This window comes from Pantoea sp. JZ2, from assembly GCF_035191405.1.
Lineage (GTDB): Bacteria > Pseudomonadota > Gammaproteobacteria > Enterobacterales > Enterobacteriaceae > Pantoea > Pantoea stewartii.
This window is the reverse complement of sequence record NZ_CP045247.1, coordinates 1,154,108-1,177,963: the sequence shown is the minus strand read 5'-3', so window position 1 is coordinate 1,177,963 and position 23,856 is coordinate 1,154,108. Positions and strand designations below refer to the sequence as shown.

Annotated in this window: 21 protein-coding genes, 5 tRNA genes and 1 pseudogene; 4 read left to right on the top strand and 23 right to left on the bottom strand. The window is 52.5% G+C overall.

Features of this window, described 5'->3' with window-relative positions:
* Positions 1-163 precede the first annotated feature (163 nt).
* The gene (locus tag GC087_RS05800) at positions 164-691 is read left to right on the top strand and encodes a GNAT family N-acetyltransferase (protein ID WP_324029905.1); all 528 of its coding nucleotides are present in this window, start codon (positions 164-166) and stop codon (positions 689-691) included.
* 21 nt (positions 692-712) lie between these two features.
* Here GC087_RS05800 and GC087_RS05795 read toward each other — a convergent pair whose 3' ends face one another.
* From GC087_RS05795 to ffh, 6 genes are all read right to left on the bottom strand, one after another.
* On the bottom strand, positions 713-1,267 hold the full coding sequence (locus tag GC087_RS05795; RefSeq protein WP_033739511.1) for a hypothetical protein: 555 nt from the start codon (positions 1,265-1,267) through the stop codon (positions 713-715).
* 398 nt (positions 1,268-1,665) lie between these two features.
* Positions 1,666-2,013 carry a 50S ribosomal protein L19 gene (gene rplS / locus GC087_RS05790; protein WP_006120707.1) on the bottom strand — a complete coding sequence of 116 codons (348 nt, stop codon included), beginning with the start codon at positions 2,011-2,013 and terminating at the stop codon, positions 1,666-1,668.
* 42 nt (positions 2,014-2,055) lie between these two features.
* Entirely contained in the window at positions 2,056-2,817 is a 762-nt protein-coding gene (gene trmD, locus GC087_RS05785; RefSeq protein ID WP_050504850.1) for a tRNA (guanosine(37)-N1)-methyltransferase TrmD, read from the bottom strand.
* A 35-nt stretch (positions 2,818-2,852) separates the two neighbouring features.
* The gene (gene rimM, locus GC087_RS05780; protein ID WP_006120709.1) at positions 2,853-3,401 is read right to left on the bottom strand and encodes a ribosome maturation factor RimM; all 549 of its coding nucleotides are present in this window, start codon (positions 3,399-3,401) and stop codon (positions 2,853-2,855) included.
* 18 nt (positions 3,402-3,419) lie between these two features.
* On the bottom strand, positions 3,420-3,668 hold the full coding sequence (rpsP, locus tag GC087_RS05775; RefSeq protein ID WP_033739514.1) for a 30S ribosomal protein S16: 249 nt from the start codon (positions 3,666-3,668) through the stop codon (positions 3,420-3,422).
* A 142-nt stretch (positions 3,669-3,810) separates the two neighbouring features.
* Positions 3,811-5,172: a signal recognition particle protein gene (gene ffh, locus GC087_RS05770; RefSeq protein ID WP_006120711.1), complete on the bottom strand. Its 1,362-nt coding sequence runs from the start codon at positions 5,170-5,172 to the stop codon at positions 3,811-3,813.
* Between the two features lie 167 nt (positions 5,173-5,339).
* On the opposite strand from ffh, the gene GC087_RS05765 reads away from it, so the two are divergent.
* Together GC087_RS05765 and GC087_RS05760 are read left to right on the top strand one after the other, a co-directional pair.
* Positions 5,340-6,137: a cytochrome C assembly family protein gene (locus tag GC087_RS05765; protein ID WP_006120712.1), complete on the top strand. Its 798-nt coding sequence runs from the start codon at positions 5,340-5,342 to the stop codon at positions 6,135-6,137.
* 18 nt (positions 6,138-6,155) lie between these two features.
* Positions 6,156-7,442 (top strand): HlyC/CorC family transporter, encoded by a 1,287-nt coding sequence (locus tag GC087_RS05760; RefSeq protein ID WP_033739517.1) that lies wholly within the window; start codon positions 6,156-6,158, stop codon positions 7,440-7,442.
* Positions 7,443-7,568: 126 nt separating this feature from the next.
* Here the strand turns inward: GC087_RS05760 and luxS are convergent, their stop codons facing one another.
* From luxS to mltB, 17 genes and pseudogenes are all read right to left on the bottom strand, one after another.
* Positions 7,569-8,084, bottom strand: a complete 516-nt coding sequence (gene luxS / locus GC087_RS05755) for an S-ribosylhomocysteine lyase (protein WP_006120714.1) — start codon at positions 8,082-8,084, stop codon at positions 7,569-7,571.
* Positions 8,085-8,235: 151 nt separating this feature from the next.
* Entirely contained in the window at positions 8,236-9,840 is a 1,605-nt protein-coding gene (gshA, locus tag GC087_RS05750; RefSeq protein ID WP_033739518.1) for a glutamate--cysteine ligase, read from the bottom strand.
* Positions 9,841-9,871: 31 nt separating this feature from the next.
* On the bottom strand, positions 9,872-10,300 hold the full coding sequence (locus GC087_RS05745; protein ID WP_033739521.1) for a YqaA family protein: 429 nt from the start codon (positions 10,298-10,300) through the stop codon (positions 9,872-9,874).
* Positions 10,297-10,863 (bottom strand): fructose-1-phosphate/6-phosphogluconate phosphatase, encoded by a 567-nt coding sequence (yqaB, locus tag GC087_RS05740; RefSeq protein ID WP_044242548.1) that lies wholly within the window; start codon positions 10,861-10,863, stop codon positions 10,297-10,299. The genes GC087_RS05745 and yqaB overlap by 4 nt, the downstream gene beginning before the upstream one ends.
* Positions 10,864-11,610: 747 nt before the next feature.
* Positions 11,611-11,687 (bottom strand) — tRNA-Arg (locus GC087_RS05735).
* A gap of 178 nt (positions 11,688-11,865) precedes the next feature.
* A tRNA-Arg gene (locus GC087_RS05730) sits at positions 11,866-11,942 on the bottom strand.
* A gap of 188 nt (positions 11,943-12,130) precedes the next feature.
* Positions 12,131-12,207, bottom strand: a tRNA-Arg gene (locus GC087_RS05725).
* Between the two features lie 135 nt (positions 12,208-12,342).
* Positions 12,343-12,419, bottom strand: a tRNA-Arg gene (locus GC087_RS05720).
* Positions 12,420-12,427: 8 nt separating this feature from the next.
* A tRNA-Ser gene (locus GC087_RS05715) sits at positions 12,428-12,520 on the bottom strand.
* 284 nt (positions 12,521-12,804) lie between these two features.
* A complete protein-coding gene (gene csrA / locus GC087_RS05710) occupies positions 12,805-12,990 on the bottom strand; it encodes a carbon storage regulator CsrA (RefSeq protein ID WP_006120718.1) in 186 nt (61 codons plus the stop codon).
* A 249-nt stretch (positions 12,991-13,239) separates the two neighbouring features.
* Complete coding sequence (gene alaS, locus GC087_RS05705) at positions 13,240-15,867, bottom strand: alanine--tRNA ligase (protein ID WP_324029903.1); 2,628 nt, start codon at positions 15,865-15,867, stop codon at positions 13,240-13,242.
* Between the two features lie 131 nt (positions 15,868-15,998).
* Positions 15,999-16,511, bottom strand: coding sequence for a regulatory protein RecX (locus tag GC087_RS05700; protein ID WP_080752857.1), 513 nt, complete (start codon positions 16,509-16,511; stop codon positions 15,999-16,001).
* A gap of 114 nt (positions 16,512-16,625) precedes the next feature.
* The gene (gene recA / locus GC087_RS05695) at positions 16,626-17,696 is read right to left on the bottom strand and encodes a recombinase RecA (protein WP_006120721.1); all 1,071 of its coding nucleotides are present in this window, start codon (positions 17,694-17,696) and stop codon (positions 16,626-16,628) included.
* A gap of 95 nt (positions 17,697-17,791) precedes the next feature.
* A pseudogene (pncC, locus tag GC087_RS05690) lies at positions 17,792-18,285 on the bottom strand (nicotinamide-nucleotide amidase).
* Positions 18,286-18,390: 105 nt separating this feature from the next.
* Complete coding sequence (tam, locus tag GC087_RS05685; protein WP_033739528.1) at positions 18,391-19,167, bottom strand: trans-aconitate 2-methyltransferase; 777 nt, start codon at positions 19,165-19,167, stop codon at positions 18,391-18,393.
* Between the two features lie 195 nt (positions 19,168-19,362).
* Positions 19,363-19,698, bottom strand: a complete 336-nt coding sequence (locus GC087_RS05680) for a zinc ribbon domain-containing protein YjdM (protein WP_006120723.1) — start codon at positions 19,696-19,698, stop codon at positions 19,363-19,365.
* Between the two features lie 75 nt (positions 19,699-19,773).
* Entirely contained in the window at positions 19,774-20,862 is a 1,089-nt protein-coding gene (mltB, locus tag GC087_RS05675; RefSeq protein WP_039338335.1) for a lytic murein transglycosylase B, read from the bottom strand.
* A 335-nt stretch (positions 20,863-21,197) separates the two neighbouring features.
* On the opposite strand from mltB, the gene mutS reads away from it, so the two are divergent.
* A complete protein-coding gene (gene mutS, locus GC087_RS05670) occupies positions 21,198-23,759 on the top strand; it encodes a DNA mismatch repair protein MutS (RefSeq protein ID WP_324030586.1) in 2,562 nt (853 codons plus the stop codon).
* Positions 23,760-23,856: the final 97 nt, after the last annotated feature.

The window sequence follows — 23,856 nt, the reverse complement described above, 5'->3', positions numbered from 1 at the left end:
AAATCATTGGCAAAATAAATTAAATACCAATAAAAACATAATATTAATAAAAAACAAAAGAACTCAAAAGTCGCTGAATGTGTAAACTTTAATATACATACAAGAATTTTACGTGGCGGTATCGCCTGTTAAGATAAGCGCATTCCCACAGAGAGGCAGAAATATGGTTCAGATCCCACCAACAATCCGGCTACGTCCTTTTCAGTTAAACGATGTCGAGGCATTTACCGCGGCGGTAAATGCCTCACTTGATACCCTTTTGCCCTGGATGAGCTGGGCACACGAAAACTATCAGCCTCATGAGGCCGAAAGCTGGATTCGCTTTACCCACTTACAACGGGCGGTACGAGAATCAGAAGAGTTTGCGATTGTGGATGCGCAGGATCGTCTGTTAGGCGGTGCTGGTTTTCGTTTTGCCAGCGAGCCGGGCGCGTTGTGTTCCCTCGGTTACTGGGTGCGCAGCGATGCACAGCGCCAGGGCGTGGCTACGCAGGCGGTGAAGTTATTACTGGAATTTGGCTTTGCGCGGCCGGATGTGCAGGCAATCGAACTGCTGGCGGTGGAGAACAACTATGCCAGCCGGCGAGTGGCAGAAAAAAGCGGTGGGCGCTTTATCGATTACCGTTATGGCTTAATTGTCCTGGACAGCGGGCCAGTAAACGCGGCGATCTATCATTTTCAGCGCCCCTGATGTCAGGTCAGCCGGGCGTTCTCAGAGGCTATAAGCCTCAACATAAGCGATAAGCCAGTCGTCAACGGTCATGCTTTCATTTGTCCGCCAGACAATAACCATGCCGTACTCAATCCGGTCCAGTTCGAATGCGCGTAACTCTCTGTAAAAATGACTATAACCTTTAATAAATCGCCCATCGCAGGATTCCACATCGACGCGTTGGTAAACGACCTTGCCCTCATAGTCAAAATAACTGAAGCCGATCTCTTTCATGTTCAGCCAGGGCATATCCACATCAACTAACGGGATATGCGGCTTAACAGCCGTGGCTTTCTGCTTCTTACGCGCCATTTCCTTTCTGTGTTCACGGCCAGCCCAGACAATGATGAGGTTCAGCGCCACCAGAATCAGGGCCGGACCATATAATCCAATGGCGAGAAACAGGGGAAACAACACGAACACCATGAGGGACCACAGCACGGTCAGAATGCGGCAAAGCCATAGATTGCTGTTGCCTTCCAGCGCATAGCGGGCTGAACGAAATGAGGCGATGGAAAGTAAAAATCCAGAAAGAAAAAAAAGAGCGTCCTTCACAACCTGTCCTTATGATAATGCGCACCTTCCCGGGCAACCCCTCTCATGGGCGAGACGACGAAAATCGGGGAGGCAATATTTATGCAGCCGCTCATAACAGCGTGCTTTTATTTTGCAGTACGGCCCTGTCTTCAACGCGCGAACGGCGGGACACATGTTACCTGAAAACACCGGCAGAGACGCCATCCCTTGCTGACGGGAGTGATCGTGATCGTCCTTCACGCCGGGATTCGTCATCCTAAACGACAATCAGCCCTGTCAGGCCGACAGACCCGGACTGCGGGCTGCATCGGGTAAGTCTTTTCTGTAAAAGCGTTTCTCTGGCAATAAAAAAAGGGGCTGGCATGCTGCCAACCCCTTGTTTGCTATTAACTTTTAGATGTCGCGTTAGCGATACCTTAGCTAAGACGCTCTTTGATACGAGCAGACTTACCAGTACGCTCACGCAGGTAGTACAGTTTGGCTTTACGCACAGCGCCACGACGTTTAACAGCGATGCTGTCAATTACCGGAGAGTGAGTCTGGAAGACACGCTCAACGCCTTCGCCGTTAGAAATTTTGCGAACAGTGAATGCAGAGTGCAGACCGCGGTTACGAATAGCGATAACCACGCCCTCGAATGCCTGCAGACGTTTTTTAGAACCTTCAACGACCCATACTTTCACTTCCACGGTATCACCCGGACGGAAGGAAGGTACGTCCTGTTTCATCTGCTCTTGTTCAATTTGCTTAATAATGTTGCTCATAATTAAATCTCTTATCCTGGGTAAACTGATAGTCAGGGAAGATTACTCTTCCGCATCATCGTTTTGTTGCTGGTGTTCCTGTTGGAACGCCTTAAGCAACCTTGCTTGCTCTTCAGTCAGAGCCAGGTTTTCCAGAAGTTCAGGTCTTCTCAGCCAGGTACGGCCTAGCGACTGTTTCAGGCGCCACTGGCGAATATCGGCATGGTTGCCCGACAGTAATACTGGCGGAACCTCCATCCCTTCTAACACTTCAGGTCGGGTATAGTGTGGACAATCCAGCAATCCCTCCGAGAACGAATCCTCATCGGCTGACGCCTGCTTGCCGAGTACTCCCGGAATGAACCGGGCAACTGCGTCAATCATCGTCATTGCGGGCAGTTCCCCACCGCTGAGAACGTAATCACCGATTGACCATTCTTCATCAATTTCGGTCTGGATTACGCGCTCATCAATCCCTTCATAGCGGCCACAAACAAGAATTAACTTGTCGCGTGACGCCAGTTCGCAAACGCCCTGTTGGTCCAGTTTGCGCCCCTGAGGTGAAAGATATATCACCCTGGCACCCTCTCCCGCCGCTGCTTTCGCTGCGGAGATGGCATCCCGTAAAGGTTGTACCATCATCAGCATTCCCGGTCCGCCACCATAAGGACGATCGTCCACAGTACGGTGCCGGTCGTGCGTGAAGTCACGTGGACTCCAGCTTTGAACGCTGAGCAGGCCATTTTTTACTGCCCGGCCAGTTACCCCGTAATCGGTAATAGCGCGAAACATTTCTGGAAACAGGCTAATTACACCAATCCACATTGTTTTCGCCGTTACGTTACCGTTTGATTCGGAGATCAAAAACCAGGATCCCAATCTACTTCAATAAGGCCAGTAGCGAGATCGACTTTCTTGATAACCTGTTCATCAAGAAACGGAATTAACCGCTCCTGTACACCAAACGCATCTTTCAGGTTTGCCTTCACGACGAGAACGTCGTTCGAACCGGTTTCCATCATATCGATGACTTTACCCAGCTCGTAGCCTTCAACGTTGACCACCTTGCAACCCATCAGGTCTTTCCAGTAGTACTCACCGTTTTCCAGCGCAGGCAGTTGCGTAGAGTCGACCTGAATTTCGCAATTGGTCAACTGTGCCGCCGCATCCCGATCGTCAATGCCTTTGACTTTGATGATCAGGTCCTGATTGTGGTGCTTCCAACTATCCAGTTCCACCTGCTGCCATTTACCGGCGCGCTGGATAAACCAGGGTTGGTAGTCAAAGATGCTTTCAGCGTCTTCAGTGGAGGAAAACACTTTGAGCCAGCCGCGAATGCCGTATGCAGCGCCCATTTTGCCCAATACAATCGGGTTAACAGGTGCCTGTGCGGCAAGTTGTCTGCTCATGCTCACCACCGTGACAGATTAAGCTGCTTTCTTTGCTTCTTTGATCAGCGCGTTAACGCGATCAGAAAGCGTTGCGCCCTGGCCAACCCAGTGCTCGATACGATCCAGATCCAGACGCAGTGCTTCAGCCTGACCAGAAGCGATCGGGTTGAAGAAACCTACGCGCTCGATGAAGCGACCGTTGCGTGCATTGCGGCTGTCAGTAACGACGACCTGATAGAACGGACGCTTTTTAGCGCCGTGACGTGCCAAACGAATTGTTACCATAACATCCTCTTCAGTTAATAAAACACCCGGCCCCCATCGAGGAACGGGGTCCGGGTGCTGTATAAAAAGCCCGAAAATTTTACTCATTTTGGCGCAAAAAGCAACCTAAACTGAGCCATCCCAGGCTTTTTTGTGGAACCCCTTAGCGTCCGGGGAAACCTGGCGGCATCATACCTTTCATGCCGCGCATCATTTTCGCCATTCCGCCCTTCTTCATTTTCTTCATCATCCGCTGCATGTCGTCGAACTGCTTTAATAAGCGGTTAACGTCCTGCACCTGCATACCGGAGCCGGTGGCAATACGGCGCTTACGTGAGCCTTTGATGATTTCTGGTTTTTCGCGCTCTTTGCGCGTCATTGAATTGATGATGGCTTCCATGCGCACCAGCACTTTGTCATCCATCTGCGATTTCACGTTGTCAGGCAGTTGCCCCATGCCCGGCAGCTTGCCCATCAGGCTCGCCATTCCGCCCATGTTGCGCATCTGCTTCAGTTGCTCAAGGAAATCATTGAGATCAAAACCGTCGCCGGTTTTCAGCTTCTTCGCCAGTTTTTCCGCTTGCGCGCGGTCAACTTTGCTCTCGATATCTTCAATAAGCGAGAGGACGTCGCCCATACCAAGGATGCGTGAGGCGATACGGTCCGGATAAAACGCTTCCAGCGCATCGGTCTTCTCGCCCATCCCCATAAACTTGATTGGCTTGCCCGTGATATGGCGAATCGACAGCGCGGCACCGCCGCGCGCGTCACCATCCACTTTCGTCAGGATAACCCCGGTCAGCGGCAGCGCTTCATTAAAGGCCTTCGCGGTATTCGCCGCATCCTGACCGGTCATGGCATCCACGACAAACAGGGTTTCAACCGGATTAATCGCGGCATGAACCTGTTTAATCTCGTCCATCATCGCTTCGTCTACGTGCAGACGACCTGCGGTATCCACCAGCAATACATCGTAAAACTTGAGTTTGGCTTCACGCAGCGCGTTGTTGACGATATCAACAGGCTTCTGGCTCAGATCGGACGGGCAGAAATCCACCCCCACCTGTTGTGCCAGGGTTTCCAGCTGTTTGATCGCCGCCGGGCGATAAACATCCGCAGACACCACCAGCACTTTTTTCTTGTGCTTTTCACGCAGGAATTTACCCAGCTTACCCACACTGGTGGTTTTACCCGCACCCTGCAGGCCCGCCATCAGCACGACAGCCGGCGGCTGCGCGGCCAGATCCAGCGCGTTGTTTTCTGCGCCCATCGCCGCAACCAGTTCATTGCGGACGATTTTGATAAATTCCTGCCCCGGCGTCAGGCTTTTATTGACGTCATGGCCCACCGCGCTTTCTTTTACGCGGTTAATGAAATCCCGCACCACCGGCAGCGCAACGTCAGCTTCCAGCAATGCCATGCGCACTTCGCGCAGCGTGTCTTTGATGTTGTCTTCAGTCAGCCTTCCGCGGCCGCTGATATTGCGCAGGGTTTGCGACAAACGATCGGTTAAATTGTCAAACATTGTCTCTCACTTAAAAAAAATCGCGAGGCGCCATATCGGCAGAATGCGGCGGATTATAACACGAAGCCGAGCCGATCTCTTCAATTCCACCTCAGATCGTTTGGAGCCTGCTTCGCCTGGCGCTATACTGCCCTTTTCCTTTATCTGACTGATGCCTGAAAGGAACTATGTCCGTTTTCGCGATTGTGGCGCTGTTCGCCTACTCCCTGAGTCTTGCACTCATCATCCCCAGCCTGTTGAAACGTCAAAGCGGCTGGCGTCGGTTAGCTGTGTTGTCGGCCTGTGTGGCGCTTGTCACCCACGCCGTCGCCCTGCAGCAACGAATTTTCGCTGTCGATGGCGGGCAAAACCTCAGCCTGCTGAATATTGGTTCGCTGGTCAGCCTGCTGATCTGTGCCATTATGACCATTGTTGCCTCACGGAATCGTGGCTGGTTACTGCTGCCGATTGTCTACAGCTTTGCCTTAATTAACCTGGCTTTTGCCACATTTGTACCGAACGCATTCATTACCCATCTTGAAACAACGCCAGGCATTATGATCCACATTGGCCTGTCGCTGTTTGCCTATGCCACGCTGATTATTGCTGCGTTGTATGCGTTACAGCTGGCATGGATTGACTACCAGTTGAAAAACAAAAAGCTGGCCTTCACGCAGGATATGCCACCGCTGCTGACCATTGAACGGAAGATGTTCCACATCACCCAGGTAGGCGTGGTGTTACTGACGCTGGTGCTGTGTACGGGCCTGTTCTATATGCACGATCTGTTCAGCGCCGAGAACGTGGATAAAGCCGTGCTGTCCATTATTGCCTGGTTTGTCTATATCGTTTTGCTCTGGGGCCACTATCATGAAGGCTGGCGCGGTCGCCGTGTGGTGTGGTTCAACTGCAGCGGCGCTGTGCTGCTGACGATGGCTTATTTCGGCAGTCGCGTGCTTCAGCATCTGCTTATTCACAGTTCTTAATCAAAAGGAAGTTTTGCGGTGGAACATGTTTCGACCACGACCCTGATTGTCACGCTCATCATCATGGTGTTGGTTTCAGCCTACTTTTCGGGTTCTGAGACCGGCATGATGACGCTCAATCGGTATAAATTGCGTCATCAGGCAAAAAATGGTCACCGCGCCGCCCGCCGCGTTGAAAAGTTGTTAAAGCGTCCCGATCGCCTTATCAGTCTGGTGCTCATCGGGAATAACCTGGTCAATATCCTTGCGTCCGCCATTGGCACCATTGTGGGAATGCGCCTGTATGGTGACGCCGGTGTGGCGATTGCGACGGGTGTTCTGACCTTTGTCGTGCTGGTTTTTGCCGAGGTGCTCCCTAAAACCGTTGCTGCACTTTATCCAGAAAAAGTCGCCTATCCCAGTAGCTTTCTGCTGGGCCCGCTGCAGTACGTTATGCTGCCGCTGGTCTGGTTACTGAATACCATTACGCGTCTACTGATGCGTCTTGTCGGCATTCGGGCTGAAGGGGCTATCAGTTCCGCGTTAAGTAAAGAGGAACTGCGCACTATCGTTTATGAATCACGTACGCACATGTCCCGACGCAACCAGGACATGTTGCTGTCCGTACTGGACCTGGAAAAGGTCAGCGTGGACGATATTATGGTGCCACGCAATGAAATCGTCGGCATCAATATCAATGACGACTGGAAATCCGTGATTCGTCAGCTCAGCCACTCACCGCACGGTCGTATTGTACTGTTCCGCGACTCACTGGATGACTGCGTGGGCATGCTGCGCGTGCGTGAAGCCTGGCGCATGATGACGGAGAAAAAAGAGTTCACTAAAGAGATGTTGCTGCGTGCCGCTGATGAAATTTACTACATCCCGGAAGGCACTCCGCTTAATACACAGTTGGTGAAGTTTCAGCGCAACAAGAAAAAGACCGGTCTGGTCGTTGATGAATATGGCGATATTAAAGGGTTAATCTCTATCGAGGATATTCTGGAAGAAATTGTCGGGGACTTCACTACCTCGATGTCGCCGTCGCTGGCCGAAGAGGTCATGCCGCAAAACGATGGCTCGGTGCTCATTGAAGGCAGCGCCAATATTCGTGAGATCAACAAAGCTTTCAACTGGCAGTTACCCGAGCAGGAAGCGCGCACGATTAACGGCATGCTGCTGGAGGCGCTGGAAGAGATCCCCACCGTTAATACGCGAGTCCGGGTGAATCATTACGACGTCGATATCCTGGATGTGCAGGATAATATGATTAAGCAGGTGCGCATTACGCCACAGACGCCGCTTAAACAGTCTGTAGGCTCCTGAGCAGAATAAAGCCGCCTTTTAGGGCGGCTTTTTATTGGCCTGGCTCCGGCTTTTTGCATAAACGGCGAGCCGTAACCCAATAAAAAACGCCGCGTATGCGCGGCGTTTTTGTGAGAACAGCCCAGACTAGATGTGCAGCTCTTTCAGCTTTTCAGCAGGCAGTTTCAGATCGTCATTATGGTTAACGCCGATCTCCTGTGCCAGCACATTACGGGCAATTTGCTGCGCTTCATCCAGCGAATGCAGCTTGTAACTTCCACACTGGTATTCATTCAGCTCAGGAATCTGGTTCTGATCTTTCACTTTCAGCACATCTTCCATCGCGCCTTTCCAGGCCTGTGCCACACGTTGCTCATCTGGCGCACCAATCAGGCTCATGTAGAAGCCGGTACGGCAACCCATAGGTGAAATATCGACAATTTCTACGCCATCACCGTTGAGGTGGTTACGCATAAAACCTGCAAACAGATGCTCAAGCGTATGGATGCCACGTTCAGTCAGAATATCGATATTGGGGCGACAAAAACGCAGATCGAAAACGGTAATCGTATCGCCATGCGGCGTCTTCATGGTTTTTGCAACACGCACGGCGGGCGCGGCCATGATGGTATGATCTACAGTAAAACTATCCAGTAATGGCATACGTCACCTCTTAGTCTGAAAAATTTTTTATGAACGATGAAACTTTTCCGATCGCCCAGCGTCTGAATATATGAAAGACGCGCATTTGTTATCATCCATCCCTGACAACAGAGATGTTAATTTGGCCACAGTGATGTGGCCTTTTTCTTTTCTACCCTTCCCGGCTGGCCAGATAGGTTTCAAAATCCAGCGTATCACTCGCTTCGAGCTGCTGTTGCGCCGCAACAGATGCCTGCGCCTGTTGCGCAAAGTCTTCTGGCTTTAACACTTCCAGCGGCTCATTAACCAGCAACTGACGATACTGTTCCGCCAGCATAATCCCCGTGCCCGTTACGCCGTGTTCTTTCATGGCATTCAGAATACGCGCCGAATAGGTTAGCTCAGGATCGTCAAAGGATGCTACCAGTTCATCGCAGACCTGCTGATATTCAGTGGTGCCCTGATTACTGTCCAGCGCTTCTGCGACGCGGCGCAGGTCGGCGAACAAGGTTTTGCCCACCTCGCGCAGTGAATATTCCGCCTCACCACATCCTACCGCAATCTTCAGGTCAGGCTTACGTCCTTCCAGCACCACGCGGTTCCAGTTCTGCCGGCTACATTGTAATTCATCAGCGCTCATTTCAGGCGCGTCTGCCAGCGTGCACCAGATCAGGAACAGATCGAGGAAGCGGACCTGATTCTCATCCACACCAACAGGTGAGAAGGGATTAATGTCCATGGAACGCACTTCAATGTACTCAATACCACCCCGTAACAGCGCATCTGATGGAGCTTCTCCGGAACGGGTAACGCGTTTCGGACGAATCGGCGCATAGAGTTCATTTTCAATCTGCAATACGTTGGTATTCAGCTGTAACCAGTTGCCCTCAGCATCCCGGGTGCCCATCTTCACAAAGTCTTCTGAAGGCGTTTTAATCGCTTTTTTCAGTGCGCTGACGTAACCCTCAAGGGAATTAAAGGTAATGCCCAATGCGCTTTGTGACTTGTTGGTGTAACCCAGGTCGCTCAGACGTAACGATGTCGCGTAAGGCAACCACAGCGTGCCTTTGTCATCGTGTTTAAACGGCAGTGCGCTTTCTTTGCCCTGCAGGAAGCTGGAGCAGATAGCAGGTGATGCGCCAAACAAATAAGGAATGACCCAGCCAAAGCGATAATAGTTACGAATCAGGCGCAGATAGCCCGCAGAAATCGTCTCTTTACCACTTTCGTAATCTTTTACGTCTGCCCATGCCTGCCAGAACGACAGCGGCAGAGAGAAATTATAGTGAATGCCGGAGATGGTTTGCATCAGCGCACCATAGCGGTTTTTAAGCCCCTGGCGATACAGCGTTTTCATCCGACCAATATTCGATGTGCCATACTGCGCCAGCGTAATCTTATTGGCGTCCTCAATCAGGCAAGGCATGCTGAAAGGCCACATGCGTTCGTCACCGAGCTCATCCGCAACATGGCGGTGGACATCGCGCAAAAACGCCAGCATATGCTCAATGCTGTGATCGACTGGGGTAATGAACTCCAACAGCGTCTCAGCAAAGTCAGTGGTGATCCAGTCATGCTTAAGCGCCGATCCGAGCGACGCAGGATGCGCAGTCGTTGCAAGATGTCCATCCGGCTGCACGCGCAACGTTTCACGTTCGATGCCACGACCAATGCCTTTTAATGCATCAGGATGCGCCTCCAGCCAGGATAACGCTTTTGATACGTCGGGGATCACATTAACCTCCGGCTGTGTGAATAATTTATTTTTGTTCAGCATAGTGTTAACCCTAGCCCCGAATCTGTACGAATCAATGCCACCATTCCATGCCCTGTAATGTGGCGGTCGCAATAACGATGTAACGCAGAGTTTTGCCAATCGCCAGAAACAGCACAGTAGGTAGCCAGGCAAAACGCAACCAGCCTGCAAGCACGCAGAGCAAATCACCCACTACCGGCAACCAACTCAATAACAAAGCCGCCGGCCCAAGCCGCTGCAACCATGCCATTGCTGTTTCATGCCATTGCCCCTGACGTTTTAACGGCAATAAGCGACCCAAAATTATGTTGGTCAAGCCACCCAGGGTATTCCCTAACGATGCGACTCCAATCAACCCGTAAACTGATGCGCTTTTCGCGATCAGCAATGCAACCAACAGCGCCTCTGAACTACCCGGAAGTAGCGTCGCACTAAGAAAGCTGCTGCTCAATAAAGACAGATATGCCAGCGTCTCGCTCACAGCAGACGGACATCAACCACTGCCATACCTGCGGCTTTCGCTGCCTGTACGCCAAAATCTGCGTCTTCAAATACCACACAACGCGCCGGTTCAACGCCCAGTAATGCCGCACAGCGCAGGAACGTCTCGGGCTCCGGTTTGTGATGCTCGACGTCATCCGCCCCAACCACCGCCGAGAAGAGATCTCTGACACCCAGATGATTAAGAAGTGCATCTGCCATGGCGTGCTGGCTACCGGTGCCAACAGCCAGTGGTCGACGTCCGTGATAAGCCTTAACGACGTCCATTAACGGAAGCGGCTGGACATTTTCCAGCAGCATCGCTTTCACTGCTGCCGTTTTTTCTGCGGCAAGCAGATAAGGATCGTGATCGGCGTTATTGGTTTCGACAATTAGCTGCGCCAGCCGCCATGATGGCGCACCATTGAAATCCATCATGCGCGCTTCATCAAACGTTAAGCCATAACGCGTCAGCACCTGACGCCACGCTTTTCGATGTGTCGGTTCTGTATCAAGAATAGTCCCGTCCATATCGAAAATCAGGGCGTCGTATTGATCGTAGATTGTCACAGAGGACCTCCAACAAATGAGCCACTACTTTAGCTGAATGTGCGTAGGTTGTCGCCAGGCGGGATGAACAGCAAATGCTTTGAAAGCATTAGCTATTTTAGTTTTCAGATAAAGGTGATCGTGATGGAAAGCCTGTAACCCTTCGAATTTCCAATGGTTTTAGCAGGAAAGCAGAACGTAAGCATTATGTTAAGAAAGCCGAAGTGCCTGCCATCCGGGACAGAAAGTTTACGTCGCGATAAACACGATATTCCTTACAAAATCAGCCTGATCGAGAGGAATTCAATACTATGTTTATGACTAAAACAGTTAAGTTGGCGTTCTGGATTGCGACGGTAAGGCTGGCTGTTACGCACCTGCTGCACCAGGACGGCGTTGAATGAAATACACGACGCCAATCCTTGCTTTTGCGTTTAGCACGCGTGGCGAGGTTGTGTGGACTGTCAGGTGGAGCGCAGAGAAAAGGCGTTTGAAGATTAATCGCGATACACCGGGAGGATGATTCGGCTCGCGCCTTACCCTTCGGGCCGTTGCTGACGCAACGCTGGTTCTGACTGACAGACTGAATGGCTTACAGACCAGGAACACATGTTCGTACTGAAAAGTAGGGTGCATCCGGGAGGATGATTCGGCTGACGCCTTACCCTTCGGGCCGTTGCTGTCGCAACGTTATCCTCTCTGGTTCTGACTGACAGACTGAATGGCTTACAGACCAGGAACACACGTCCACACTGAAAAGTATGGTGCATCCGGGAGGATTCGAACCTCCGACCGCTCGGTTCGTAGCCGAGTACTCTATCCAGCTGAGCTACGGATGCATTTAGAAAGCTTTATGGGACGGCAGAAGCCAGTCTGGGGATAATACGAAGAATGGTGCATCCAAGAGGATGATTCGGCTCGCGCCTTATCCTTCTGTCCGTTGCTGACGCAACGTTGGTTCTGACTGCCAGACTGATTGGCTTACAGACCAGGAACACACGTCCACACCGAAAAGTATGGTGCATCCGGGAGGATTCGAACCTCCGACCGCTCGGTTCGTAGCCGAGTACTCTATCCAGCTGAGCTACGGATGCATTTAGAAATCTTTTATGGAACGGCAGAAATCAACCTGGGGATAATACGAAGAATGGTGTATCCGGGAGGATGATTCGGCTGGCGCCTTACCCTTCGGGCTGTTGCTGTCGCAACGTTATCCTCCCTGGTTCTGACTGACAGATTAAATGTCTTACAGACCAGGAACACACGTCCATACTGGAAAGTATGGTGCATCCGGGAGGATTCGAACCTCCGACCGCTCGGTTCGTAGCCGAGTACTCTATCCAGCTGAGCTACGGATGCATTATGAAATTCTTGTACAACGCAGGGTGCTAACGACTCACCATGAAGGAATTGCTAATTCACTTTACAACTCTGTTCCGATACCGTTCTCTGCTGGCGCGTAGCCTTGCATCAACGTGTCCATATTCAACGATATGGTGCATCCGGGAGGATTCGAACCTCCGACCGCTCGGTTCGTAGCCGAGTACTCTATCCAGCTGAGCTACGGATGCATCGGAAATGGCGGTGAGGGAGGGATTCGAACCCTCGATACAGCTTTTGACCGTATACTCCCTTAGCAGGGGAGCGCCTTCAGCCTCTCGGCCACCTCACCTTACGCGTTCTTCCGAACTGTGCTTCTGAACTTTGTTTCCGCTCATCGGCACTGCGTGGCGCACATATTACTTTCCCGGACTTATAAGTCAAACAATTTTTCGGAAGGTTTTTTCTGTTTGCACAAATGACAGGCAATTGGGACAAAATGACGGCAAAAAGGGTGAATAATCAACAATGAAAGATGATGAAGTTAACAAAAATGGGCGATAAACAGAAAAAAGGAAATTAAGCGGCGGGAGGAAAAAGGGGAGCGTCTCGCACAGGTGCGAGACGCAGAATCTGTCAGACGTTAGTTTGTTGCGTTTTTTCGGCCTGGATGCGCTGGTAAATCTCTTCGCGATGCACAGACACTTCTTTGGGTGCGTTAACACCAATACGGACCTGGTTACCTTTGACGCCCAGCACCGTTACAGTCACCTCATCGCCAATCATGAGGGTTTCACCAACTCGACGAGTTAGAATAAGCATTCTTTGCTCCTTGAAAGATTAAAAGAGTCGGGCTCATACAGCTTCCCGGCGTTATCCATCACTTAACGCTGTACACAGGTTATGAGAAATACACCATTGCACATCAACGCGCCAATACATTCTGCTGATAAATAGTTTAGCCGAAATACGCTACATCAACCCGACTTTGTCACTAGCAAATTTAACACCGTATTAAAAAGCGCCGGAACACCAGTTCTGACGCTTGCTACGATGAATTATTTTATTTCATCACAGACGGCTCGAAACCCATCCTTCAACACCTGCCAGCGCACCTTTCAGTGCCGTAGCATCACTGCCACCTGCCTGCGCCATATCAGGTCGACCACCGCCTTTCCCGCCCACTTTCGGGGCAAGTTCAGCAATCAGCTCTCCCGCTTTTACGCGGTCGGTAAGATCTTTTGTTACGCCAGCAATCAATGACACTTTGCCCTCAGCGACAGTGGCCAGAACAATGATGGCCGAACCCAGCTGATTTTTAAGATCATCAACCATAGTGCGCAACATTTTCGGATCGGTGTTACTGAGCTCTGTCACCAGCAGCTTCGCGCCGTTCACATCAATGGCGTTGTTGCCAAGCTGGGCACTTTCCTGCGCCGCCTGCTGATCGCGCAACTGCTGTAATTCTTTTTCCAGCGACCGCACGTGATCAACCAGCCCACGCACTTTGTCGTTCAGGTTACTGCTGTTGGCTTTCACCAACTGAGCAATGTCCTGTAACTGACTGCTCTGGGCATAAACCTGCGCCAGTGCCGCTTCACCCGTGACCGCTTCAATGCGGCGAATACCGGCTGCGCTACCCGATTCAGCCTGAATACGGAACAGACCAATATCCCCCGTACGTGCAGCGTGCGTACCACCACAGAGTTCAACAGAGAAATCGCCCATGGTCAGTACACGCACGCGTTGGTCATATTTCTCGCCAAACAGCGCCATTGCGCCTTTCGCCTTCGCCGCCTCAAGATCCATCACGTCGGTTTCTACCGGTAAGTTGCGACGGATTTGCGCGTTCACAATGTCTTCGACCTGACGAATCTCCTGAGGTTTCATGGCCTCAAAATGAGAGAAGTCAAAACGCAGGTATTTATCGTTAACCAGAGAGCCTTTCTGTGCGACGTGCTCACCCAGCACCTGACGCAATGCAGCGTGCATTAAGTGCGTTGCGGAGTGATTCAGACGGATACGTGCACGACGTGCTTCATCAACCACCGCCTCCACGCGGTCGCCAATGCGCAGCTGACCGCTGCTCACTTTGCCAATATGCCCGATTGCCTGGCCATATTTCTGCGTATCCTGAACCTGGAATTCAACGTTATTGCCTTTCAGCACACCGGTATCGCCAACCTGACCACCCGACTCGCCATAGAAAGGCGTTTCATCCAGCACTACCACCGCATCCTGGCCTGCCGAAACGGCATCAACCGCTTCACCTGCGACGAACAGCCCTTTCACCGTCGCGGCCAGGTCCAGTTGGTCATAGCCTTTAAAGGATGAGGCTGCATCTGTGCGGATGACATTGCTGTAGTCAGCGCCAAAGCCGCTGGCTTCACGGGCCCGTTGACGCTGTTGTTCCATGGCTTTTTCAAAACCGGCTTCGTCAATTTTGAGATTACGCTCACGGCAGACATCGGCCGTTAAATCGGCAGGAAAACCAAAGGTATCGTACAAACGGAAGACAGTTTCACCATCCAGCGTATCGCCTTTCAGTTTAGCCAGTTCGTCATCAAGCAGGGCCAGGCCACGCTCCAGCGTTTTCGCAAACTGCTCTTCTTCGCTCTTCAGAACATTTTCAACCTGAGCCTGTTGGCGCTGCAGCTCTTCGCCAGCCGCCCCCATCACCTCAATCAGTGGCGCAACCAGTTTGTAGAAGAACGCCTCTTTCGCACCCAACATGTTGCCGTGACGCACTGCACGACGAATGATACGGCGCAGAACATAACCGCGGTTTTCGTTCGACGGGATCACGCCATCCGCAATCAGGAATGCACAGGAGCGGATATGATCGGCAATAACGCGCAACGACTTATTGCTCAGATCGGTCGCACCAGTGACCTCAGCAACCGCGTTAATCAGCTTCTGGAACAGATCGATTTCATAGTTGGAATTCACATGTTGCAGGACCGCCGTGATGCGTTCCAGCCCCATTCCGGTATCTACCGACGGCTTAGGTAATGGCAGCATGGTGCCATCCGCCTGACGGTTAAACTGCATGAAGACGATGTTCCAGATTTCGATGTAACGATCGCCGTCCTCTTCAGGACTGCCTGGCGGCCCGCCCCAGATATGATCGCCATGATCGTAGAAAATCTCGGTGCAGGGACCACAAGGACCCGTGTCCCCCATCTGCCAGAAGTTATCTGACGCGTAAACACTGCCTTTGTTGTCGCCAATACGGATAATACGTTCGCGCGGAACACCAATATCATTGGCCCAGATGTCGAACGCTTCGTCATCGGTTTCATAGACAGTAACCCAAAGGCGCTCTTTCGGCAGCCTGAACCATTGGTCACCGGTCAGCAGTTCCCAGGCATAGGCAATGGCTTCTTTTTTGAAATAGTCGCCGAAGCTGAAGTTGCCCAGCATTTCAAAAAAGGTGTGATGGCGTGCGGTGTAACCGACGTTTTCAAGGTCGTTATGCTTCCCGCCCGCACGAACGCAACGCTGCGACGTGGTGGCGCGGGTATAGTCACGCTTGTCCTGACCGAGAAACACATCTTTAAACTGGTTCATTCCGGCGTTAGTAAACAGTAACGTCGGATCGTTGTTCGGTACCAGGGAGCTGCTTGCTACAACCTGATGTCCCTTACTATTGAAAAAGTCGAGAAACGCTTGACGGATCTCAGCAGTGCTCTTGCTCATATATATCCTGGAATCACGCTAACGAAAGGTCCTTCTTTATCAGGCGTACCGCGTTATCACGGCAGCAAGCTTAAGGAACCAAAAGGGGTAAGATAAATATTCTTCGGAGGGAAGTAAAATCACATCGGCCTTTAGTCGTCAAAATTTCTGAAAACCTGCTGAATATCTTCACTCAGAAAGCCTTTTGCATGAAGATAGCGTTGCACTTTTGCTTTTTCTTTCCATTCGGTCGGCAACGGATGGCCAAATTTCTTTTCTGCCAGTTCCGCTGCGCAGGCTGACCAGTCGATCTCCGTCTCTTCCATGGCGAGATCAATCGCATCACGGCTTATGCCCTTTTGCCCCAGCTCCAGCCGGATCCGTTGTGGGCCAAAGCCTTTACGGCTGCGGCTCTGAATAAATCGCTCTGTGAAGCGCTCATCGTTCAGCCAGCCATTTTCGCTGCACCAGTTGATGACCCTTTCCAACAGCTCGGGAGTGATAATTTCAGGTTCTTTTTGTTTTATCCACGCACTGCGCTGGGCAGATAACTGCAGTTTTTGTTTGAGCTCTTCGCGACTGTGATCGCGCTGACCCAGCAGGCGCATTGCCCGATCGAGCAGGCGTGAAAAAGAGATAACGTGTGGCTGAGGTTGTTCAGACATACTGCGCACCTTTAACAAACGGAAAGAGAGTATGGAGGCAGAGGAGGAAAGAGGAAAGGCAAGTGAGAGGTTAACGTCAAACGGGAGCAGATTTCTCTGCTCCCGTTTCAGGCATTAATAGTCTTCGTTTGCTTCGCTGGCTGCATTCTCAACGTCGTCAGCGGAGAAGTCCGCTGCGTCGTTTTGCTCAGCGCCGTTGAGCAACATGTCGCGCAGTTTCAGGTCAATTTCGTTTGCGACAGCCGCATTTTCCTTGAGGAAGTTGCTGGCGTTTGCCTTACCCTGACCAATTTTATCGCCTTTATAGCTGTACCAGGCACCCGCTTTTTCAATCAGCTTGTGCTTCACACCGAGGTCTACCAGCTCACCGAAGGTGTTGATCCCTTCGCCATACATGATCTGGAACTCAGCCTGCTTAAAGGGCGCAGCAATTTTGTTCTTAACCACTTTAACGCGGGTTTCACTACCGACGACGTTATCACCCTCTTTGATGGCGCCAATACGGCGGATATCAAGGCGAACTGACGCGTAGAACTTCAGTGCGTTACCGCCGGTAGTGGTTTCCGGGTTACCGAACATCACACCAATTTTCATACGAATCTGGTTGATGAAGATCAGCAGCGTATTCGACTGTTTCAGGTTACCGGCCAGCTTACGCATCGCCTGGCTCATCATACGCGCCGCCAGGCCCATATGTGAGTCACCGATTTCGCCTTCAATTTCGGCTTTTGGTGTCAGGGCAGCAACGGAGTCGACGATAATCACGTCAACGGCACCGGAGCGCGCCAGCGCGTCACAGATTTCCAGCGCCTGTTCACCCGTATCGGGCTGTGAACACAGCAGGTTATCGATATCAACGCCCAGTTTCTTGGCGTAGACCGGATCCAGTGCGTGTTCAGCATCGATAAAGGCACAGGTTTTACCTTTACGCTGTGCGGCGGCAATCACCTGCAGCGTCAGCGTGGTTTTACCCGAGGCTTCAGGACCGTAGATCTCGACGATACGGCCCATCGGCAAACCACCCGCACCTAATGCGATATCCAGGGACAGGGAGCCTGTTGAGATGGTTTCCACATCCATTGAGCGGTCTTCACCCAAGCGCATGATGGAGCCTTTACCAAATTGCTTCTCAATCTGGCCGAGCGCGGCAGCTAAAGCCTTCTGTTTGTTTTCATCAATTGCCATTTCTACTCCTAATCATGCCGGGTAAACACGCACACATGGTGCCTGTGCACTTTCTGTTGCGAATAATTATACTGTATAGTCATACAGTATCAAGTTTAATTTTTCAGAAATTTACTGGCCAATGTCTGCAGCGCCCAGGCAACCGACTGACGGCGCACCGCATCACGGTCACCATCAAACTGCTGGCGAAAAGCCATGACAATATCGTCGGGGCCGGCAAAGCCAAACCACACCGTTCCCACGGGTTTGTCTTCACTGCCCCCTCCGGGCCAGCAATGCCGCTCACGGAAATGGCGTAATCGGCCCGCGCCTGCTGCCGGGCACCGACAGCCATTTCGCGCACTACGGCTTCACTGACCGCGCCAGATTGCGCCAGTGAGGCGGCACTGACGCCGACTAATTCCTGCTTGGCTTCATTACTGTAGGTCACGAATCCCCGTTCAAACCAGGCCGAGCTTCCACTGATGTCCGTAAACACCTTGGCGATCCAGCCGCCGGTGCAGGATTCGGCGCAGGTCACCGTAGCATTACGCTGCTTCAGCGCCTCACCAATCTGCGCACTCAACGTCTGCAACTGCGAATCATTCATTTTGTCGCTCCCTGTCAACGAGTACTGAACATGGTGCAAGCCCTGCCCTTTTTCAAGCGCCTGGGGTAAAGCAATGCAGAAATTGCGTGTGACTATCCAGATATTTTAGCGATTACGTGTCGCCACCATGAAAAGCCGGGGAAACGCCAGTAAGACCTTGCCGTCCTGCCGCGCCGGATACGCGGTCATGAGGCACTGGTGATAGGCGGCCAGAAACTGTTCCTGTTCAGATACGCTAAGTGGCGCAAGAAACGGACGCAGCCCGGTGGCTTTCAACCAGTGGATGATGGCCTGGGCATTATCCATAACGTGATAATAGGTGGTCCGCCAGATATCAACGGCACACCCGGCCGTTGTCAGCACATCGTAATAGTGTTCAGTTGAAGGTAATCGCTTGCGCTCGGCCGCCTGCGCGCTGATTTTGTCACGCCACGGCCCGGAAGTGGCCACATCTCGCATTAACTGATGTGAAGGCTCATCCAGATTATCAGGCATCTGGACGGCCAGCGTACCGCCGGGTGCCAGCTGATTTACGAGATGTGGTAAGAGCGAGGAATGGCCGCCCAGCCACTGTAGCGAGGCATTCGCATAGATAACCTGCTGTGGAATCGCGGCCTGCCAGGTGGCGATATCAGCCTGAATAAATGCGCATTGTGGTAGACGTTCACGCGCCTGCTCCAGCATGGCAGCAGAACTGTCGAGGCCCGTAATCTGCGCCTGTGGCCAGGCATCGACAAGCAGTTCGGTACTGTTGCCGGGGCCGCACCCCAGATCGGTAACGAAACGGACATCTTCAACCCTGATTCTGGACAGTAATTCCTGAGCCGGTCGTGTTCTTTCGGCTTCGAACTTGCGATACAGCGTGGGATCCCAGTCTTGCATAACGTTTCACCTCTCATGCGCTCCGGACACACAGAACATAGACGTATAAATACGCATAAAGTGCCCGTTCAGGCAACAAAAGGGATAATGTCTGGTGGGGCTGTCAACGGATTTTGGCAGAGCCGGTGAGTACCGGTAACGCATCAGGGCGACGTGAGGACACATAAAATCGGGCGCACTGGGCGCCCAATACCATCAGTTCTTTTTGACAAACTCAGACTTCAGCTTCATCGGACCGAATCCGTCAATTTTACAATCGATATTGTGGTCGCCTTCTACCAGCCGGATACTCTTCACGCGGGTGCCAATCTTCAGCACAGAAGAGCTGCCCTTCACCTTGAGATCCTTGACAACCGTTACGCTGTCGCCATCTGCCAGTATATTGCCGTTAGCATCGCGAACGACCTGTTCCTGAGCGCTGTCGCTGCCTTCAGCTTGCGTCCAGATATGACCACATGACGGACAGTTTAGGTTCTCAGCATCCTGCCAGGTGTAATCAGCCTGGCAAACGGGACAAGCAGGTAAAGACATAACGACTCCAGATAATAACGGCGGCACAAAATACAGGGCCGCCATCATATAGCCTTACAGTTAATAAGGGTAGTATTAAAACAGCGAGCCCTTACGCGCCTTACTGACGGCTTCACCCAACTGCCACACAGCCATCGCATAATGCGTGCTGTTGTTGTAACGCGTAATGGCATAGAAGTTAGGTAAACCGTACCAGTACTGATAACTGGTGCCTAAATCCAGCCGCAGCAGGCTGACCTGATCATTGCCGTCCAGCGGACCCTGGGGAGAAAGTCCTGACGCGGCCAGCGTACTGACGCTGTAACGGGTCTTAAAGCCATTCTCCAGCATCGGTGCCTGGCCGCTGGCCGGCACGGCCACATTCTCGCCAGGACGCCAGCCATTCTGCTGAAAATAGTGCGCGACGCTGCCTATCGCATCGACCGGATCCCATAAATTAATATGGCCATCACCATTGAAGTCGACTGCGTAAGCTTTGTAGGACGATGGCATGAACTGGCCATAGCCCATCGCACCGGCAAACGATCCTTTGAGATCGAGCGGATCGTCTTTTTCATCACGCGCCATCAGCAAAAAGGTTTCCAGTTCGCTGCTGAAATAGGCAGAACGGCGTGGATAATCAAAGGAAAGCGTAGCCAGTGCATCCAGAATACGGGTTTTGCCCATAACACGGCCCCAGCGCGTTTCGACGCCAATAATGCCGACGATAATTTCCGGAGGAACGCCATAGACCTGCTGCGCGCGCTGCAGAGCATCCTGATATTGATTCCAGAACGCCACGCCATTTTGTACGTTATCCGGCGTAATAAACTTATCGCGATAGCGGATCCAGGCACCGTTAGGCCCACTTGGTGGTGTATACGAGGGAGCCTGGCGATCCATCAGACGCAGGACATAATCCAGTCGTTTTGCCTGGCCGATGATGGCGTGGAGTTGCTGACGGTCAAAGCCGTGCTTCGCCACCATTTTATCAATAAATTGTTCTGCAACAGGATTACTGGCGAAATCACCAAACATCGGTTGAACCGCATGTGCGGGTTCCAGTAAAAATCCGCCTTTCGGCGCAATCAGTTCCGCAGGAGGCTGCGGCTGCGAAGAGTGTGGCTTACTGCTACAAGCGGCAAGCAGGGCAAAAAGCGGAAGAAGAGCAAGCTTAGAACGCATTGGATATCCATATAACAAGCCAGACCAGGGATGTTAATGTTAATCGTTCAGCAGGAAGACATACAAACGTGATCGTATAAAAAATCGCTTTTTTTACCGCTGCATCGGCACGTTTTGTGAAGTGGCCCGAACGCTGAGGCCTCCCTTTACTGACGCGCTTTCTGTCACCCCGCGGCTTTGTTAAGTTCATGACTCGCCGTGGCAACCCTGATGATGCAGAAGCCGTAAACTGGTAAGATTCCTGCACGGTACAGACATCCCTGTCTGTCTCTCTGTTAAACCACCGCCTTGACCGTGACGGGCAAAAGGAAGAGTCAACCTTGAGTAAAGATGAGATGAAAAAAGCAGAGCAAATGGACTTGAGCACCCATACGCCAATGATGCAGCAGTATTTACGCCTCAAGGCCGAGCATCCTGACATCCTGCTGTTTTATCGCATGGGCGATTTCTATGAGCTGTTTTACGACGATGCGAAACGCGCCTCTCAGTTATTAGACATTTCCTTAACCAAGCGCGGTGCCTCGGCGGGCGAACCGATCCCTATGGCCGGTGTCCCGCATCATGCGGTTGAAAATTATCTGGCGAGGCTGGTGCAACTCGGTGAGTCGGTCGCCATCTGTGAACAAATTGGCGACCCGGCGCTCAGCAAAGGGCCGGTCGAACGTAAGGTCGTCCGCATTGTTACCCCGGGGACGATCAGTGATGAGGCACTCTTGCAGGAGCGGCAGGATAACCTGCTGGCCGCTGTGGTGCACGGTGCGCGCGGCTATGGTTATGCCACGCTGGATATCAGTTCAGGCCGGTTTCGTCTGAGTGAGCCCATGGATCTGGAAACCATGGCGGCCGAACTGCAGCGAACCAATCCTGCCGAACTCCTTTATCCAGAAGATTTTTCGCCGATGTCGCTCATCGATCAGCGTCGTGGTCTGCGCCGTCGTCCTTTGTGGGAATTTGAAATTGATACCGCGCGTCAGCAGCTTACTTTGCAGTTTGGTACGCGGGATTTAAACGGTTTTGGTGTGGAGCAGGCCCATCTCGGCCTGCGCGCGGCGGGTTGTCTGCTGCAGTATGTCAAAGATACCCAACGGACCAGCCTGCCACATATCCGCGCCATCAGCATGGAACGTCAGCAGGACAGCATCATCATGGATGCCGCCACCCGACGTAATCTTGAAATTACCCAAAACCTTGCAGGCGGTACCGAGAACACCTTAGCCGCGGTGCTGGATAAAACCGTCACGCCAATGGGCAGCCGGATGCTAAAACGCTGGCTGCATATGCCGTTGCGTGACAGCAGCGTCATCGCGAAACGACAGGAATCAATCGCCGAGCTGCAGGCGCTGAGCGACGTGCTTCAGCCCGTTCTGCGCCAGGTCGGTGATTTAGAGCGTATTCTGGCCCGTCTGGCGCTACGCACGGCGCGTCCACGCGATCTGGCGCGCATGCGCCATGCGTTTCAGCAGTTGCCGGAACTCAACGATCTGCTGGCAAACGCCGGGTCCGCCCACCTGAAAACCCTGCGTACCCAGATAGGTGACTTTAGCGACCTGCGCACGCTGCTTGAGCAGGCCGTTGTCGAATCCCCACCCGTATTAATCAGAGATGGCGGTGTGATCGCCCCGGGTTATCACGCTGAGCTGGACGAGTGGCGCGCCCTGGCGGATGGCGCGACGGATTATCTGGATCGCCTGGAGATCCGCGAACGTGAAAAACTCGGTCTGGACAGCCTGAAAGTCGGTTTTAACGGCGTGCACGGTTATTACATTCAGGTCAGCCGGGGTCAGAGCCATCAGGTGCCTATTCACTATGTCCGCCGTCAGACTCTTAAGAATGCTGAACGCTATATCATTCCCGAGCTGAAGGAGTATGAAGACAAGGTCCTGACGTCAAAAGGCAAAGCGCTGGCGCTGGAGAAAAGCCTGTATGAAGGCCTGTTTGATCTGCTGCTGCCGCACCTTGAAGCGTTACAGTTAAGTGCGGCGGCGCTGGCCGAACTGGATGTACTGAGTAACCTCGCGGAACGCGCATGGACGCTAAACTACTGCAGTCCCACGCTGCACGACAAGCCCGGGATTAAAATCACCGCCGGCCGCCATCCGGTAGTGGAGCAGGTCCTGAAAGAACCTTTTATCGCCAACCCGCTCTCGCTGGCACCACAACGCCGCATGTTGATCATCACAGGCCCGAATATGGGCGGTAAAAGTACCTATATGCGTCAGGCTGCGTTAATCGCGCTGATGGCCTGGATCGGCAGTTTCGTTCCCGCCGAAGAAGTGGTCATTGGTCCACTGGATCGTATCTTCACCCGTGTGGGCGCAGCAGATGATCTGGCCTCCGGCCGCTCGACATTTATGGTCGAAATGACGGAAACGGCCAATATTCTGCACAACGCGACTGAAAACAGCCTGGTCCTGATGGATGAAATCGGCCGCGGCACCTCTACGTATGACGGCTTGTCGCTTGCCTGGGCTTGTGCGGAAAATCTGGCGAACCGAATCAAAGCGATGACCCTGTTTGCAACGCACTACTTTGAACTGACGACCCTGCCTGAAAAACTGGAAGGCGTGGTTAACGTTCACCTGGATGCGGTAGAACATGGCGATACGATTGCGTTCATGCACAGTGTGCAGGACGGTGCCGCCAGTAAAAGCTACGGGCTGGCCGTGGCCGCGCTGGCCGGCGTGCCAAAAGAGGTGATTAAACGCGCGCGTAATAAGCTGAAAGAGCTCGAAACGGTTTCCAGTCAATCCGCAACGTCAAACGTTGACGGCTCGCAGTTGCCGTTGCTGGTGGAAGAAACGTCTCCCGCCGTGGAAGCGCTGGAAGCACTGGATCCCGATACGCTGACACCGCGCCAGGCGCTGGACTGGATTTACCGCCTTAAAGCACTGGTCTGATGACGGCCGCCCTTTCGCAGGGCGGCTACGGACTTCCCGTTACGCGTTTCTCTGCGCCCGCTTTCTTTATCCCTGCTGGCGCATCCTTCTGCTACCG

Coding starts and splice junctions, on each gene's coding strand:
- GC087_RS05765 (WP_006120712.1), top strand. CDS start 5,340: ATGTCCGTTTTCGCGATTGTGGCGCTGTTCGCCTACTCCCTGAGTCTT.
- GC087_RS05800 (WP_324029905.1), top strand. CDS start 164: ATGGTTCAGATCCCACCAACAATCCGGCTACGTCCTTTTCAGTTAAAC.
- trmD (WP_050504850.1), bottom strand. CDS start 2,817: ATGTGGATTGGTGTAATTAGCCTGTTTCCAGAAATGTTTCGCGCTATT.
- mutS (WP_324030586.1), top strand. CDS start 21,198: ATGAAAAAAGCAGAGCAAATGGACTTGAGCACCCATACGCCAATGATG.
- ffh (WP_006120711.1), bottom strand. CDS start 5,172: ATGTTTGACAATTTAACCGATCGTTTGTCGCAAACCCTGCGCAATATC.
- csrA (WP_006120718.1), bottom strand. CDS start 12,990: ATGCTTATTCTAACTCGTCGAGTTGGTGAAACCCTCATGATTGGCGAT.
- gshA (WP_033739518.1), bottom strand. CDS start 9,840: ATGCTGAACAAAAATAAATTATTCACACAGCCGGAGGTTAATGTGATC.
- rplS (WP_006120707.1), bottom strand. CDS start 2,013: ATGAGCAACATTATTAAGCAAATTGAACAAGAGCAGATGAAACAGGAC.
- alaS (WP_324029903.1), bottom strand. CDS start 15,867: ATGAGCAAGAGCACTGCTGAGATCCGTCAAGCGTTTCTCGACTTTTTC.
- tam (WP_033739528.1), bottom strand. CDS start 19,167: ATGCAAGACTGGGATCCCACGCTGTATCGCAAGTTCGAAGCCGAAAGA.
- GC087_RS05700 (WP_080752857.1), bottom strand. CDS start 16,511: ATGTCTGAACAACCTCAGCCACACGTTATCTCTTTTTCACGCCTGCTC.
- rimM (WP_006120709.1), bottom strand. CDS start 3,401: ATGAGCAGACAACTTGCCGCACAGGCACCTGTTAACCCGATTGTATTG.
- mltB (WP_039338335.1), bottom strand. CDS start 20,862: ATGCGTTCTAAGCTTGCTCTTCTTCCGCTTTTTGCCCTGCTTGCCGCT.
- luxS (WP_006120714.1), bottom strand. CDS start 8,084: ATGCCATTACTGGATAGTTTTACTGTAGATCATACCATCATGGCCGCG.
- recA (WP_006120721.1), bottom strand. CDS start 17,696: ATGGCAATTGATGAAAACAAACAGAAGGCTTTAGCTGCCGCGCTCGGC.
- GC087_RS05680 (WP_006120723.1), bottom strand. CDS start 19,698: ATGTCTTTACCTGCTTGTCCCGTTTGCCAGGCTGATTACACCTGGCAG.
- rpsP (WP_033739514.1), bottom strand. CDS start 3,668: ATGGTAACAATTCGTTTGGCACGTCACGGCGCTAAAAAGCGTCCGTTC.